The 14,840-nt window shown below is 66.6% G+C and carries 16 protein-coding genes and 1 pseudogene; 11 read left to right on the top strand and 6 right to left on the bottom strand.

Going from position 1 to position 14,840, the window contains the following annotated elements; genetic code table 11:
* Window positions 1-524 (bottom strand): annotated as a pseudogene (locus ACR65J_RS20830) (HNH endonuclease signature motif containing protein); the annotation flags it as partial.
* 73 nt (window positions 525-597) lie between these two features.
* On the bottom strand, window positions 598-1,875 hold the full coding sequence (locus ACR65J_RS20825; RefSeq protein ID WP_440172682.1) for a DUF445 domain-containing protein: 1,278 nt from the start codon (window positions 1,873-1,875) through the stop codon (window positions 598-600).
* A gap of 133 nt (window positions 1,876-2,008) precedes the next feature.
* On the opposite strand from ACR65J_RS20825, the gene ACR65J_RS20820 reads away from it, so the two are divergent.
* From ACR65J_RS20820 to ACR65J_RS20795, 6 genes are all read left to right on the top strand, one after another.
* A complete protein-coding gene (locus ACR65J_RS20820) occupies window positions 2,009-2,908 on the top strand; it encodes a glycerophosphodiester phosphodiesterase (RefSeq protein WP_440172680.1) in 900 nt (299 codons plus the stop codon).
* Window positions 2,909-2,915: 7 nt separating this feature from the next.
* Window positions 2,916-4,325: a CoA transferase gene (locus ACR65J_RS20815; protein WP_440172679.1), complete on the top strand. Its 1,410-nt coding sequence runs from the start codon at window positions 2,916-2,918 to the stop codon at window positions 4,323-4,325.
* Between the two features lie 85 nt (window positions 4,326-4,410).
* On the top strand, window positions 4,411-5,031 hold the full coding sequence (locus tag ACR65J_RS20810) for a DoxX family protein (RefSeq protein ID WP_440172677.1): 621 nt from the start codon (window positions 4,411-4,413) through the stop codon (window positions 5,029-5,031).
* The gene (locus ACR65J_RS20805) at window positions 5,028-5,765 is read left to right on the top strand and encodes an AzlC family ABC transporter permease (RefSeq protein ID WP_440172675.1); all 738 of its coding nucleotides are present in this window, start codon (window positions 5,028-5,030) and stop codon (window positions 5,763-5,765) included. The genes ACR65J_RS20810 and ACR65J_RS20805 overlap by 4 nt, the downstream gene beginning before the upstream one ends.
* Window positions 5,762-6,073 carry an AzlD domain-containing protein gene (locus tag ACR65J_RS20800; protein WP_440172673.1) on the top strand — a complete coding sequence of 104 codons (312 nt, stop codon included), beginning with the start codon at window positions 5,762-5,764 and terminating at the stop codon, window positions 6,071-6,073. The genes ACR65J_RS20805 and ACR65J_RS20800 overlap by 4 nt, the downstream gene beginning before the upstream one ends.
* Window positions 6,074-6,528: 455 nt before the next feature.
* Window positions 6,529-6,936 carry a hypothetical protein gene (locus ACR65J_RS20795; RefSeq protein ID WP_440172671.1) on the top strand — a complete coding sequence of 136 codons (408 nt, stop codon included), beginning with the start codon at window positions 6,529-6,531 and terminating at the stop codon, window positions 6,934-6,936.
* Window positions 6,937-7,025: 89 nt separating this feature from the next.
* Here ACR65J_RS20795 and ACR65J_RS20790 read toward each other — a convergent pair whose 3' ends face one another.
* Both ACR65J_RS20790 and ACR65J_RS20785 read right to left on the bottom strand, forming a co-directional pair.
* Window positions 7,026-7,250, bottom strand: coding sequence for a hypothetical protein (locus tag ACR65J_RS20790; protein WP_440172669.1), 225 nt, complete (start codon window positions 7,248-7,250; stop codon window positions 7,026-7,028).
* A gap of 210 nt (window positions 7,251-7,460) precedes the next feature.
* Window positions 7,461-8,117, bottom strand: coding sequence for a TetR/AcrR family transcriptional regulator (locus ACR65J_RS20785; RefSeq protein WP_440172667.1), 657 nt, complete (start codon window positions 8,115-8,117; stop codon window positions 7,461-7,463).
* A gap of 124 nt (window positions 8,118-8,241) precedes the next feature.
* Here ACR65J_RS20785 and ACR65J_RS20780 point away from each other — a divergent pair, with 124 nt between their 5' ends.
* The 5 genes from ACR65J_RS20780 (at window position 8,242) to ACR65J_RS20760 (ending at window position 12,621) form a co-directional block, all read left to right on the top strand.
* Window positions 8,242-8,565, top strand: coding sequence for a thiamine-binding protein (locus ACR65J_RS20780; protein ID WP_440172666.1), 324 nt, complete (start codon window positions 8,242-8,244; stop codon window positions 8,563-8,565).
* A gap of 59 nt (window positions 8,566-8,624) precedes the next feature.
* On the top strand, window positions 8,625-9,317 hold the full coding sequence (locus tag ACR65J_RS20775) for an O-methyltransferase (protein ID WP_159630318.1): 693 nt from the start codon (window positions 8,625-8,627) through the stop codon (window positions 9,315-9,317).
* 72 nt (window positions 9,318-9,389) lie between these two features.
* Window positions 9,390-10,457 carry an acyl-CoA dehydrogenase family protein gene (locus ACR65J_RS20770; RefSeq protein ID WP_440172664.1) on the top strand — a complete coding sequence of 356 codons (1,068 nt, stop codon included), beginning with the start codon at window positions 9,390-9,392 and terminating at the stop codon, window positions 10,455-10,457.
* Window positions 10,451-11,827: a PIG-L family deacetylase gene (locus ACR65J_RS20765; protein ID WP_440172662.1), complete on the top strand. Its 1,377-nt coding sequence runs from the start codon at window positions 10,451-10,453 to the stop codon at window positions 11,825-11,827. The genes ACR65J_RS20770 and ACR65J_RS20765 overlap by 7 nt, the downstream gene beginning before the upstream one ends.
* Window positions 11,824-12,621 carry a glycosyltransferase family 2 protein gene (locus ACR65J_RS20760; protein WP_440172660.1) on the top strand — a complete coding sequence of 266 codons (798 nt, stop codon included), beginning with the start codon at window positions 11,824-11,826 and terminating at the stop codon, window positions 12,619-12,621. The genes ACR65J_RS20765 and ACR65J_RS20760 overlap by 4 nt, the downstream gene beginning before the upstream one ends.
* A gap of 164 nt (window positions 12,622-12,785) precedes the next feature.
* On the opposite strand, the gene ACR65J_RS20755 is transcribed toward ACR65J_RS20760, so the two are convergent.
* Together ACR65J_RS20755 and ACR65J_RS20750 are read right to left on the bottom strand one after the other, a co-directional pair.
* Window positions 12,786-13,043 carry a hypothetical protein gene (locus tag ACR65J_RS20755; RefSeq protein ID WP_440172658.1) on the bottom strand — a complete coding sequence of 86 codons (258 nt, stop codon included), beginning with the start codon at window positions 13,041-13,043 and terminating at the stop codon, window positions 12,786-12,788.
* 384 nt (window positions 13,044-13,427) lie between these two features.
* Entirely contained in the window at window positions 13,428-14,657 is a 1,230-nt protein-coding gene (locus ACR65J_RS20750; RefSeq protein ID WP_440172656.1) for a YihY/virulence factor BrkB family protein, read from the bottom strand.
* Window positions 14,658-14,840: the final 183 nt, after the last annotated feature.

The following is a 14,840-nucleotide window of genomic DNA, read 5'->3' as shown; positions in this document are numbered from 1 at the left end:
GCGTCGGGGTCGAAGAAGTGCGCCACCAACCCGGCGGCACCGGCGGCACCGGCGGCATCGAGGCCTTCGGTTTCGTCGGCAATGATCTTCGCGTGCTGCCACGACACCGTGCCCGCGGACAGGGCCTCGACCACGGGCGGCAGGGAACAGATCCGGCGGGACTGGTCCACGAACGCGCCTGCTGCGGCGGAACTGATGGTCAGGATCCCCGCGATCTCCTCGACAACGGATATCCCCGCGTAGGTGCGGTCCTGGATCGAGGCATTCGGCGGGGTCATGGCCTGCTGGAACTCCATGGCGTCGGCGGCGTCCCGCGCCTGATCTGCGCTGAGCCGCGCCGTGAGGCGGGACCGAAGTTCCAGCCGTTCCAACCGGATCTCGTACCGCCGCTGCAACACATCCCTGTCGGTGTGAACATGAGCCCCGGAAGCCAGGGAAGCGTCCTCAAGAGCCAGCGCATCAAGGGCAGCAACAGAGGCACCAATACCTTCCGATACTGCCGCCCTGTCCTGGATGATTCCCATACCGACATCATCCATCGAGGCACTGACATTTGAAGCCGCCCCTGCCTAACCGCCAGGCCGCCCCGTGCGAAAGTCACCCAAAAATCAGCTGCGCCACCGTGAAAATCACCAACCCGGCCAGGGATCCCACCACGGTGCCGTTGATGCGGATGAACTGCAGGTCCTTCCCTACTTGGAGCTCGATTTTCTGCGAGGTCTCCTCGGCATCCCAGCGCGCAACCGTGTCCGTGATGACGCCGGCGATGTCTGAACGGTAGGTCCGGACCAGGTATCCCGCGGCGTCGCCGATCCAGGTGTTGACCTTCCCGGCCAGTTCCGGATCGTCTACCAGCCGCGACCCAAAATCGCGCACCGCGGCCTTGAACTTGATGGTGAGCTCGCTGTCCGGATCGTCCACGGCACCAAGCAGCGCATTCTTCACGGTGCCCCAGGTCCGGGACGCGAGCTCGCGCACCTCGGGATCACCCAGGACCTGCGCCTTGATGTCCTCTGCGCGTGCAATCATCGCCGGATCATGCTGCAGGTCCTGTGCGAGGTCGCTGAGGTAGGTGTCGATGGACTGGCGCACCTGGTGCCGGGGATCGGCCTGCACGGCCCGCACGAACTTGAGGATCTCGAGGTAGACCTTGTCGCCCACCAGCCCGTCCACGAACTGCGGAACCCAAGTGGGGGAGCGGTCGGATACCAGGCGGGTGACGGTCTCGTGGTTGTCATCCACCCAGTCCGCCGCCCGGTCCACCAGCAGGTCCACCAGCGTGCGATGGTGCCCGTCGTGGAAGATCCGCTCCGCGAGCCTGCCCACCGGCGGCCCCCACGGCGGAGTGAGCAAGTGCTTGCGGACCATGCCTTCGATGACGGCCTGGACGTCGTCGTCGTTCAAAACCTTGAAGGCGCCGCGGATCACCGCAGCCCCTTCCTTTGCCACCCGGTCCGCGCCGCCGGGCGCAGCCAGCCATTCCCCGGCCCGGCGGGCGATGTTGACGCTGGCCAGCTTGTCCTGGACCACCTGTTCGGAGAGGAAGTTGGTTTCCACGAACTCACCCAGGGAGGCGCCAATCTGGTCCTTCCGGCGCGGAATGATGGCGGTGTGCGGAATCTTGATGCCCATGGGGTACTTGAACAGGGCCGTCACGGCGAACCAGTCGGCCAGCGCGCCCACCATGCCGCCCTCGGCAGCCGCACGCACGTACTGCAGCCACGGGTAGTCCTTCTGCAGCGCGAACGCGAAGACAAAGATCACGGCCATGGCGATCAGCAGGCTCAGTGCCAGCAGCTTCATTTTCCGCAGCGCTGCCGCCTTCTCGGCGTCGCCGGCACCAAGCTGGCGGCTTACGACGGCGCCTGCCGCCATCCTTCCCGGCGGCACCTCCCGCGCTGCCTCCGCGGGTGCTTCCTGCGTGGTTGGCCCGGTAGTTGCCTCAGAGTTCACCTGCATGAGCCAAGCCTAGCCCCGAAGGCGCGGGCCGGTCGGCTACCGTGTGTCCATGACAATTGACGAGTCAGTGCCGCAGCGGCCGCTGGTCTTTGCCCACCGCGGTTCCAGCGGAGCATATGCCGAACACACCCGCGCCGCCTACCTGCAGGCCCTGGCTGACGGCGCCGACGGAGTTGAATGCGACGTCCACCTGACCCGGGACCAGCACCTGGTCCTGCTCCACGACGCCAACCTGGACCGGACCTCGGACGGAACGGGGCCGGTGGCGGAACGGAGCCTGGACGAGCTGCGCCAGCTGGACTTCTCGTCCTGGAAAGGCGTCCGCATTCCCGAAACCTACGGAGCGCGGTCCGAACAACTCCTGACCCTCCCGGAGCTGCTGGACATCCTCCGCGGGGCGGGCCGCCCCGTGAAACTCGCCATCGAGCTCAAGCACCCAAGCCCCTACCAGCTCAAGCTGGAGGACAGGGTCCTGGAGGTGCTCCGCAGCGAGGGCTGGGACCCGCAGAGCTCCACACTGGACAAAGTGGCTGTGACCTTCATGAGTTTCAGTCCCGATTCGGTCCGGCACCTGCTCCTCTCCGTCCCGCCGCAGTACATCTGCCAGCTCGTGGACGACCTCACCATCCATGAGATCCGTGGCGGGCTGGGGGTGGGGCCAATTACCGGCGGCGCCATCGCCAACCTGATGAAGGCCACCCAGCTGGAAGGCGAACGGATCCTGGACGACCAGGAAGTGGGGATGGCCGGACCCGGCATCGATTACGTGCGTGAGCGTCCCGCCACCGTCCGGCGCTGGCTGGACTCCGGCCGCCGCTTCAGGGTCTGGACCGTGGACTCACCGGAGGACGTGGCCCTCTGCCAGGAGTTGGGCATCCAGGAGATCACCACCAACGTGCCGGCCCGTGTCCTTGACCAGTTGCGCGTGGCCGCGCCGCAGGGAAAGTAGCGCGGGCATGGGCGCCCTCAGCGCGTACTCCGGGCCCCGGTGGTGGACCGGACCGCTCGACGTCGAAGGCCTGGCGCTGCAGTCCGTGGAGGCTGCGGCGGAGGCCCTGAACCTGTACGCGGGGACGCCTGGCCGGTTCAGCACCGCCCCGGTGCTCACGGCAGCCGCGTTCGATTCCTTCGGGCACCTGCGGATCGCGGGGCGCAAGCCGCAGGGCTTCGCGCCACTTTCCGGCTTCCGGAAGACCTCCGACGGCTGGGTCCGGCTGCACGCAAACTACCCGCACCACGAGCAGCGGCTCCTCAAGGCCCTGGATGCCACCTCCGCGGAAGGGGTGGAACGGGAACTTCGCTCCATGGCCGCGCTGGAAGCCGAGGCCGTCATCCAGGGGCACGGCGGGATTGCCGCAGCTGTCCGGACGCGCAACGAGTGGCTTGCAACGGACATGGGCCGGGCGGCCGGGTCAGGACCTTGGGTCGCTGTGGAGCACGCCGACGGCACAACCAGTGGCTTCGGGCTGGGGGATGTTGGGGCGGCAACAGGCACTGGCACCAGCAACCGGCAAGGTGCCGACGGCCAGCCCCTGGCCGGAATACGGGTCCTGGACCTGACGCGGGTGATCGCAGGGCCGGTCGCCACCCGGCTGCTGGCCACCCTCGGAGCAGACGTCCTGCGGATCGACCCGCCCGCCTTTCCCGAAATCGAAGACCAGTTCGTGGACACGGCCTTTGGCAAGCGCAGCGCAGCACTCGACCTGGGGCTCGCGGAAAACCAGCAGCACCTCCAGCGACTCCTCGCCCGCGCAGACGTTGTGGTGATTGGCTACCGGCACGGTGCCCTGGACCGTTTTGGGCTCAACCCGCCGGCACTGCTGGCAGCACATCCGGGACTGGTGGTGGTCAGCCTGGACAGCTGGGGAAGCAGTGGGCCGTGGAGCGGCCTGCGCGGCTTCGACAGCATTGTCCAGGCCGCCAGCGGGATCGCGCATCTTTACGGAACAGAGAATGACGACGGCGGGTGGCACCCGGGTGCCCTTCCGGTCCAGGCGCTGGACCACGCCACCGGTTACGGCGTGGCCGCGGCTGCCGTTCGTCTGCTGGCCGGCCGTCGCCAGACGGGCGCGGGCGGTACCGCGCACCTTTCCTTGGCCCGAACGGCGGAGGAGCTGTTTTCCCTGGGCAGCATGCAGAACCCGGTCAGCATGCAGAACCTCGGCAGCATGCAGAACCCGGCCAGCACGGAGATCCCGGCCGGCGCGGCAAGTCCTGTGGAACTCCCTGCGCCTCAAGACCGGTTCATGGCCAGCAGTTACGGGGACTTGCGCTATGTTGGGCCGCCCCTGCTCGACGCGGGGCAGTCGCTGGATTATCAATCCCCGCCGCCACCGTATGGAACTGCGCAGCCCGCCTGGCTGTGAAGCCGTGCGGCGCCGCCGGGGTGCGGGCTCAGCTTGCCCAAGTCCTGGTTTCTGGGCGGCGCTTTGGCTGTGATTGAGTGGTTCCATGTCTTTTCCCAGGTCCGGCCCCGCAACTAAGGGCCTGTCCGCTCTGTCCCCATGCATTCACGCACCGGCCCTGCAGCACCTGTCCGCGGCTGCCATGGGAGCCCTCCTGCTGGCCAGCGCCGGCAAGCATTTCAGGGATCCCGCCTTCTACCGCGACGTCGTTCCGGAATATCTGTGCCGGCAGGATCAGGCACCGGGCGCCACTCCAAGCGGCGCCACCCAAGAAGGCACCGCCGAAAACAGTGCGAGCCAAAACAGCGCGACCCAAAGCAGCGCGACCCAAAGCCGCACGACCACAGGCGCCGCAACCCAGCATCCGTGGGCCGTCCTGTCCCGGGACGAGTGGATCGCCGTCAGCGGCCTGCTGGAGCTCGCAGCCGCCGTCGGAATTCTCCTCCCGCCCACTCGAAAGCTGACGGCCACTGCCATCACGGCGATGTTCACCGCGTTCCTGGCCGGGCACGTCGATGCCCTCGTGGGGGCGTACGGACCGGAGGGCACTCCCCGCCGGCGGAAGATCCATGCCGTGCGGCTTCCGCTCCAGGCGCCGCTGATCCTGTGGGCCTGGAGCTTGCGGCATCCGGCGGCGGCTGGCCGAAAGCACGGAGGCCGGGGGTGAAGCTGCTGGCATCGCCGGCGGTCAGGGTGGGTATCTCCATCAGTATTGCCACCGGCCTTTACGGCGTGTCATTCGGGGCGCTCGCGGTGACGTCCGGGCTGGACTTCTGGCAGACCATGGCGTTGAGCCTGCTCCTTTTCAGCGGCGGCTCGCAGTTCGCGTTCATCGGGGTGGTGGCAGGCGGAGGTTCAGGCCTCGCGGCCATGAGCGCCGCCACGCTCCTGGGCATGCGCAACGGCATCTACGGCATGCAACTGAACGCGCTGCTCCGGCCCACCGGCTGGCGCAAGTACGTCGGCGCGCAACTCACCATTGACGAATCCACCGCCACCAGCACGGGCCAGACGGACCCGGCCGAACAGCGGCGCGGTTTTTGGACTGCCGGAATTGGTGTCTACGTGCTCTGGAACCTCTTCACGGCTGTGGGTGCGCTCGCCGGCAGCGGCTTGGGTGACCCAAAACAGTGGGGGCTTGACGGGGCCGCCGTCGCCGCGTTCCTGGCGCTGCTCTGGCCCCGGCTCAAGGGGCGGGAGCCCATCGCCATCGCGGTGGTGTGTGCCGTGGCTACTGTAGTTGCTGTTCCCTTCGTTCCTCCCGGCGTGCCCATCCTGGTGGCCGCCGTCGTGGCCGCGCTGGTGGGGTGGTTCAGCCACGGCCGCCGCGACGAAGGCCTCGAACCCGACGTCGAGCCCTATGGCATTAGGCGAGGCACGGACCCGGAGGCAGGGGCATGAATCTGTGGATCTGGCTGCTTATTGCCTGCGCGCTTGCCTATGCCTGGAAGCTGGTGGGCTACTTTGTTCCCGCCAAGTTCCTCGAGGACCCGCGAGCATCACGCGTCGCGGGAACCATGACCATCGGCCTGCTGGCCTCGCTCACAGTGGTGAATGCGGTGGTGTCGGGCCAGGCTCTCGCCGCAGACGCCAGGCTGGGAGCGCTGGCCGCCGCCGCGATCGCCCTGGTACTCCGGGCACCGTTCCTTGTGGTGGTGGTCGCCGGAGCCGGCACGGCGGCACTGTTGAGGATCTTGGGCTGGAATTGATCCCCTAATTGATGGTCAAAGTGGTGATCCAGGTCACTTTATTGGGCGTGTACCGGCTGTACTATGGGATCGGCTTATGCAGTTGGCCATGGAATTTCCTATTGAACGGCAACCATGGAAAATCAGCTGCACCCTGCGGGCGGCTTAGCGGGCAGGCTTCGCCATAAGAACGCCCGACGGCGGGCAGGCCTTCCTGCCAAACGCTTCTTCAAGCGCTTTTCCGGACTTTCGGACGTCCCGGAAGAGGACCTGGAACTTCTCTCCCAAAGACTTCGGGATGCACTCGACCTGGATCCGACGTCGTCCGTGCCTGCCCTTCAAGCCTTGGTGCGCCGGGAGATCTGCAAGCGGGCGGACACAGGCAGCTCGTAGCGGCCCACCATTCCGGGTGCCATCTGTGATGGACTGGAAGAGAGGCAGCCCACACCCAGGCGGCCACCAAAGGAGGAATCGAGATGGACGACGAGTCACGGCCTGTTGAGCCGCAGGACGGCCACGGCACCGATGAGACCGGCAAGGACGCCAGGGGAGAACACGGCACCGGGGTGCCGGCCGGGGAACAGTCCGCAAAGTCACGGGCCGCCTATCTTGACCCGCGCGGTTCGGAGTCAACCCGCGAGCTGCGCGATACCGCCAGGAGGCGCCGGGACGCGGAAGAAAAACTCCAACAACACCTGATGGAAGCGAAGGACCACGTTCCCAACGAGTTCCATGAACATCCCGGACACGGCTACGTGGGACACGGACACGAAGGACATGAGCACCCGGCCCATGCGCCGTCCGGTCATGAGACGCCAGACCAGGAACAGACCGGCCAGGAGCAGGACAGCCGCACCGGCGATAAGGGCGCGGACAAGCCCTGATCAGCAGTGGAGTCCCTGGCCGGTTAGCCCCCTGCCTGCGGCGGCCGCCACAGACTTTCGGCCGCCGGACCCCTGGAACAAGCGGTGGTTTAAGCTACGCCGTGGGCAGCGCCGTCAGGTGACACGGACCTGCGGCACGTTTCCTCCACGCCCATCTCGTACCAGACCTGCGCGCCAAACTCGGGTTCAGGGGTATCCAGGTTCTGGTACAGGGCGTCAAGCAACTCGACCAGCTCGCCGGCGGGCAGTGTAGGCAGGACTTCCTCCGGCCCGCGGGGATCGGTCAGGTAGTGGAGAAGCTTTGAGTGGTTCATTGCAGTGCTGCCGTTGTGTGGGGGACAGGCGCGAAGGGCATGGGGTAGCTCCAACGTGGAAGTGCCGAGGCTGACTGCCTAACCCCAATTCAGAGTGTATTGCACGTACTTACTGGTAACAATGGAGTTGGCCCACAAGGCATCTGCCACCAGGAAATTGCCGCCATCGAACTACCGTCAACGAATTGCGGCAGCCGGCCGCGGCACGGCTTACTCCGGCAGTGCTCCGGGCCGGCCGGGCACTGTGGTGATGCCCGGGGCCGGCGGCACCGGCACGAACACGGGGAGCGGGCGCGACGGGCGGACCGTGCGGATAGCATCCTCCACCAGCGCCAGCGGGCGGCGCCACGCATCAGAACCGGGTTCCATGGTGTCCACCACGCCGATCAGCATGGCCAGCAGCCGGAACATGTCCGTCATGGAAATGTCAGTGCGCAGGCTTCCCTGGCCTTGGCCGCGCGCCAGCAGGATGCTCATGGATTCCATCAGGGAACCGGTGATTCCGGTGAGGAGTTCGCGCCGGCCGGCCACCGCGCACAGCAGGTTGGCGTCGTCGCTCGCGGCCCCCATCAGGGCTTCGAGGACGCGCAACAGGCCTGCGGCGGCGTCGATATCGGCAAGGGCGCCGTCCATGACAGGGTCAACTGTCAGCCGGAGCTGCCGGTTGAGTGCAGCAAGCACCAGTTCTTCTTTGTCGGCAAAGTTGCGGAAGAGGGTTGCCGGGCCTACTCCGGCGGTGGTTGCGATGATCTGGAGCGGTACCTCCGGTCCGAACTCCCGGAAGCACTTGCGCGCAGCTGTGATGATCTTGTCCACGTTCCGCGCTGCGTCTGCGCGGAGGGGTTTTCGGGCAACTGCGAGGCTCATGCCCAAAAGGGTAGCAACGGAGCCTGCGGCCAACACGGTTACTGCGGGGTAGGCCCTTATGTGACGGCCCCGGCCGGGCGTCCGGGCACGCTGCTGTCCTACGACGCGTGGGAGACTGGGGAGCATGTTGCTTGCATTTTCTGTTGCTCCGTCAGGCGTTCCCAGCGAAGGTTCCAGGCCCCACGATGCGTCAGTGCACGACGCCGTTGCGGCCGCAGTGAAGATCGTCCGGGAGTCCGGGCTGCCCAACCAAACGGATTCCATGTTCACCACGATTGAAGGCGAATGGGACGAGGTGTTCGACGTCGTAAAGCGCGCCACCGAAGCCGTGGGCCGCTATGGCAGCCGTGTTTCATTGGTGATCAAAGCAGACATCAGGCCGGGGTACCGCGGCGAGCTGACCGCCAAGGTAGACCGCCTGGAGAACGCGTTGGCACAGGAACCCTAAGCGTCGTTCGGGGGCCATATCATCTGGACCCCCGGCACGCCGCGTGCCAAACTGTGGCAATGTTCGAGCACAAACCCCGGCCGGAATGGATTGCCACCGAGGAGTTCCTGTCGGAAACCGTGGTGCATCCGGACAGTGCCGTCCAACAGGCCATCCACGCCGCGGCGGAGGCCGGGATGCCCGCCATCGAGGTGGCGCCGAACGCGGGAAAGCTCCTGAAGCTCCTGGTCCAGCTGTCCGGTGCCAGGCGCATCCTGGAGATAGGGACGCTCGCTGGATACAGCACCATCTGGATGGGCCGCGGCCTGCCCCCTAACGGCACCCTGGTCACCTGCGAGTACCTGCCCCAGCATGCGGAAGTGGCGTGGGCCAATATTGATGCGGCCGGCCTGGGGGAAAGGGTGGAGATCCGGCTGGGCCCTGCGCTGGAGACCTTGGCGGCCCTCGAGGAAGAGGAACGGGAGCCGTTCGACTTCATCTTCATCGACGCCGATAAGCAGAACAACAGCCGCTACCTGGACTGGGCCGTCAGGCTTGGCAGGCCCGGTGCCGCGGTGGTCCTGGACAACACCATCTGGGAAGGCGCGGTGCTGGACCCGGACATGGACCCCGTCAACGCGCCGGGGATCATCGATGCACTCAAGCTGCTGGGCGACCACCCCCGGCTGGACGCCACCGTGATCCAGACCGTCGGCTCCAAAGGCTGGGACGGGTTCGCCCTGGCGCGCATCCTCCCGCAAAACAGTAAGTAAGCTGTGGAGATGCGTCCGGTGCCCGCCGGACATCTCTCCTGGAGGACGTATTTGCAAGCGCCACTTACTCCTGTGCTCCTCAGTTCCGCCCCCGCTGAGCTCTCCCCATGGGGTTCCCTCCTGGAGTCATTCGCCGGTGCCGTGGGCGATGTGCCGGCCCTGCTGGCCCTCGCGGTCGACGCCGGACGGTCGTGGCCACGGCCTGGTGAAGGACGCACTGCAGAGTTGTGGGAGCTCCTGGCGTCTGTGGCCGCCGCTGATGTTGCCGCCGCCAGGGTGCTCGAGCCGCACCTCGACGCCGTCGCTATCCTTGCCCAGGCCGCCCAAGCGTTTCCGGCCGTCCACCCCACACCCGATGGTGCCGCACAAGCTGCGTGGGGCGTGTTCGCCGCAGAGGCACCCAACGCCAGGCTGGAGGCGCGCTCTGGAAGTACCGGCATTGTGCTCACCGGAACCAAGCCTTGGTGTTCACTTGCCAGCCAGCTGGACTGCGCCGTCATCACCGCGCATACGGACGACGGCGGCAGGGCGGCTTTTGCCGTCAGTCTTCGCCACCCGGGCGTGGCATGTGAGGAACCGGAGTGGATTGCGCGCGGGCTCCGGGAGATCCCCAGCGGAAGCGTGCGCTTCGACCAGGTCCCGGCGACGCCGGTTGGCGATACCGGCTGGTACCACAGCCGGCCCGGCTTTGCATGGGGCGGGATGGGCGTCGCCGCCTGCTGGCTGGGCGGAGCAGTGGGGGTGGCACGGGATTTCCGTGCCGGCCTGCTGGCAGGTGCGGATAACGGGCGGGAGCCGGACCAGCTGGCGCTCGCGGCATTGGGCGAGGTGGACCGGATCCTCGCCGCCGCCCTGCAGTACCTTGCCCGGACGGCAGCCCGAATCGACGACGGCACCCTCGGTGCCGACGGGAACCAAAGCACCTGGAGCGAGGCCCAGCGCGTGCGCGGAACCGTTGCGGCCGCCGTCGAACGTGTCCTTCACCTGGTGGGCTCCCACCGGGGGCCCGGGCCACTCGCCTTTGATGAACCGTATGCCAAAAGGATGGCGGACCTGGCGCTGTATGTCCGGCAGCATCATGGGGTACGTGATGATGCCCAACTGGGCCGGCTGGCGCTCAAGGGGGACTGCCCGTGGTGACCTTTTCGCATACAGACCAGGGGACCGCCGAGGAAGCGTGGGCCCGGAGCGGATTGGCTGCTGTGCCGGAGCTGCCGCTCGACGCGGCCGAACTGGCGGGCATGCGCTTCGTGGTCCTGGCGGCCCATCCTGACGATGAAACACTTGGCGCTGGGGGGCTCATGGCCTCGCTCGTGGCCCTGGGAGCCGAGGTGGAAGTCCTGCTGTGCACCGCGGGGGAGGGGTCGCACCCGGATTCGCCCACCACCACTCCCGGGCAGCTGGCCGCGGTCCGGCTTGCCGAGTTTTCCGCGGCCCTGGCCGCCCTGGGCCTGGCGGACCGCTGGACGTTCCTCGGCTTGCCGGACCGTGGACTGGGCGGCCATGCCGAAGCGATCGCCACTGCTGTCCGGGACGCTGCACAGCGGCTGGCCGGCGCCCCGGACCGGCTGGTCCTGGTGGCGCCGTACCGTGCCGACGGCCACGGCGACCACGATGCCCTTGGCGCGGCAGCGGCAGAAGTGGCCCTGCGCGACGGCCACGCCCTCCTGGAGTATTCCATCTGGTTTTGGCACTGGGCCACGCCCCAGGACCAGGACTGGCAGCAATGGGTCCGCTTCCATCTGGACGACCCCGCCCGCACGGCCAAGAAGCATGCCATGGAGGAGCACGCAACCCAGGTTCAGCCGCTGTCGCCTCTTCCCGGTGATGAAACGTTGCTCAGCGGGGCATTCCTGGAGCACTTCTCGCGTGGCTACGAGGTCTTCGCCTGGACGCCCGCACCCCCTTCGTCCGGACGGCCGCATTCCAGCAGTGACGCCGAACTGGTCTTCGACGGCGTCCATGGCGGTTCGGAGGATCCCTGGAACTACGGCACAAGCTGGTACGAGCGGCGCAAACGCGCGCTCACCCTAGCAGCCCTGCCGGCGGAATCGTATGAGCGCGGCCTGGAAGTAGGTTGTTCCATCGGCACGTTGACGGCGGATTTGGCTACCCGGTGCCGGAAGCTGCTGGCGGTGGACGCCAGCGGGACCGCAGTGCGCAGGGCCGGCCAACGGCTGGAAGGCATACCCGGGGTCCAGGTGGAGCAGCGGGTCCTGCCCGGATCCTGGCCCGGAGGAACATTCGACCTGGTAGTGGTTTCCGAAGTGGGTTACTACCTTGCCCCTGAAGAGCTGGCCCAGCTGTGGGACCGCGTGGAGGCCACCCTGGAACCCGGCGGAACCCTTCTCCTGTGCCACTGGCGGCATCCCATCACCGGCTGGGAGCTCGATGGGGACACCGTCCACACGCTGGCCAGGCAAAGGCTGGGATGGCGGACGGCCGGGCTTTACCAGGAACGCGACTTCCTGCTGGAAGTCCTGGTTGCTCCGCGCGGGGCGACGGGATGATGCCGGCCGGTCCGGGGGACGATGCTTCAAGGCCGCCGTCCGTCCAAAGCGCCAACGGCATCCAGCATGTTGCGGTCGTCGTTCCGGCCCACAACGAGGAGCAGCACCTGGAACGGGCGCTCACTGCGGTCAGCTGCGCGGCTGACCGGGTCGAAGCGGAACTGCCGGAGGTTGCCGTGCAGGTGGTGGTTGTCCTGGACGGCTGCACGGACCGGTCCCCAGCGGTTGCCGCGCGGGTGGCTGCCGGGGATCCGCGGTACCTGCTCCTTCCCGTCAGCTTCGGGAGCGTGGGAAAAAGCCGGCAGGCCGGCGTCAGGGCCGCGCTGGAGAACTCAACCACGCGTACGCAGGCTGGCCGGGCGGGAGGGGGCCATTCCATGCGGGGAATCTGGCTGGCCAACACAGATGCCGATTCCTGCGTGCCTTCACACTGGCTGGTGCGGCAACTGGAACTCGCTGAACTCGGTTTCGATGTTGTCCTTGGCACCGTGCAGCCGGACCCCCACGGCATGCACCTCGAGCTGTTGGCCCGCTGGCATGCGCGGCACGCCGGCACCGAGGACCACTCCCATGTGTACGGTGCCAACCTTGGAGTCCGTGCCTCTTCCTACCTCGCTGCAGGTGGCTTCCCCGGCGTCGATTTCGATGAAGACCAGGCGCTGGTGCGCCGGCTTCGAAGCAGTGGCGCGGGCATTGTTGCCACCGACACCACGCGGGTCCTCACATCAGGACGGACGGCGGGACGGGCGCCGCGCGGGTTCGCCGCGTATCTCCTGGCCCTGGCGCAGCCATAGGGCCCGGCGGAGTCACAGCAGCGGCACCTGACCCAAGAGCTGCCGGGGCATGGAAAAGGGCTGCTGCCCTGCGGCAGCAGCCCTTCGTTCCGGGAACTCAATCTCCCGCGACAGCGTCCCTGACCTTCCCGGCCGCCGGCTTCGGCCGGCGCTTCCGCTTCGTGTCAGACCAGGTCCGGAGCGCTGGCAACGATGTAGTCCGCCGCAGTTGGCCCAGTCATGGAGAGGTTGTTGCTGTCCGGGTTGATTCCGGCATCCTGCAGGGCCTCCCAAAGAGCTTCCGGCGGCTGGAGTTCGGCCTTGTGCAGGAGGCACCAGCTTGTGTAGAGGCCGTATAGCTCGTCGCGCCTGAGGCCCAGCCCGGGCTCCCTGTCCGCGACAACTGCTTCGGCGAGAAACTGTTCAAAATGGGTAGCAGGCATGTCCGCTCATAAAGGGTCGACAGTAGTTCCGCCGTCTGCTTCAGCGGCCTTGCCGGTTTCCGGGGGATCCCGGCGAGGTAATCAAGAAATTATTGCAGTTCTCCGTGCTTGTCCAGTTTGACCCGGCCCGGTTGCGCGTTGCCTGGCCACGCCCTGAACCGTGGCGCGTCGAAAAGTGGCGCCCGGGTGCCGGGCGGGATTTGAGGGGGGCCGACGGCGACTGGGGGGACTGGCCTCGGTCTCAGAAGAGGCCATCTCACCGCCGACCCCGTATTGCCCCGGGTGTACTTCAACCCAGGAAGACAAACAGGACCTTCAAGATGAATTTTCCTCCATCTCGAAGGTCCTGCCTAGTCCCCCCGGGCAGCGGCTGAACCTGCCTGCCTAAGCGCTCCCGCCTGGCTCGCCGCCGCCGTCGGGCTCCCCGTTGCCGGCCCGGTGCTGCACCTTCTCGCGGACCCTGTCGCGGTGCCGCTCGCCTGGCCGGAGTTCGTTCTGTTCATTCCCCGCAGGCTGCCCGTCGGGGTTATCGCCCGAATCGTGCTGCCCGTTCTCCGAGGCATACTGCTCCCGCAGTTCACGGCCGTGCTTGATGTCCTCCTCGATCTGCTTCTGCAGTTTCTCGCTCTTCTTCGTGTCGCGCGGCGGAAGCTGGATTGTTTCCTCTGCCTTGATGCCGGCCTGGAGTTCGCGGCCGCGCTCCACCTCAGCGTCGAACTCAGCGCCGAAAAGAAGGGACATGTTCAGGATCCACAGCCACAGCAGCATGATGATCACGCTGCCCAGTGCACCGTAGGTCTTGTTGTAGTTGCCGAAGTTGCCGACATAGAAGCCGAAGCCCAGCGAGGCGATCAGGAAGACAAAGAGGGCAATGCCGGACCCCATGCTCATCCACCGGAACTTGGGCTGCTTGACGTTCGGGGTTGCGTAGTACAGCACGGCAATGATGGCGATGATCAGCGCGATCATGACCGGCCACTTGGCAATGTTCCAGACCATGAGGAAGGGCCCGCTGAGGCCGATCAGCCCGCCCACTGCCTCAGAAACCGGGCCGCTGAGGACCAGCATGCCGGCCAGCAGCGCCACGATGACCACGGCCAGGAGCGTGACGCCAAGCATGGTGCCGCGGAGCTTCACGAACGCGCGCCCCTCATCTACCTCATAAATGCGGTTCATGGCGCGCCCGAAGGCTCCGACATATCCGGACGCCGACCACAGCGCGGTGACAAGGCCGATCACCAGGGTGAACCCGGCCGCCGGGGCGCTGGTCAGTTCCGACACCGGACCGCTGATGGTGTTGACCGTCTCCGCCGGGGCGAATCCGCGCACGATTTCCAGCAAGGCGTTTGTGGTCTTCTGCGGATCCCCAAAGAGGCCAAGGAGCGAAACCAGTGCCAGCAGTGCCGGGAACAGCGAGAGAACGGCGTAATACGTCAGGGCCGCTGCCAGATCGGGGCATTGGTCCTTGGTGAACTCCCGGAGCGTCTTCTTGGTGATGTATTTCCAGGAAGGTTTATCCAGGTCCCTCGGGCTGGCAGGTTTCCTTGAATCGTTTGGATCCGGAGCCTGCCCCGCCTTGGCGGTGCTGGTCTCGGAATCGTCGTGAGTGGCCATGGGGAAGTCCTCTCAATCAGGGGGCCAAGCGGACAGGCCGGCCCGCGGATGGCGGTGCCGGCCTGCCGATCAAACTGTTGCCTTACGGTGCCGCTGTGGGCTGATCAGGTGTTTTGGATGTTGTCTTTGGCGTCTGTTGCGCGGTCTTTGACGTCGGTGGCTGCGTATTGGCCTTCGGTTTTG

The organism is Arthrobacter sp. SAFR-044 (genome assembly GCF_059414985.1).
Note: the sequence above shows the minus strand (reverse complement) of the source record. Positions and strands in the feature narration are given on the sequence as shown.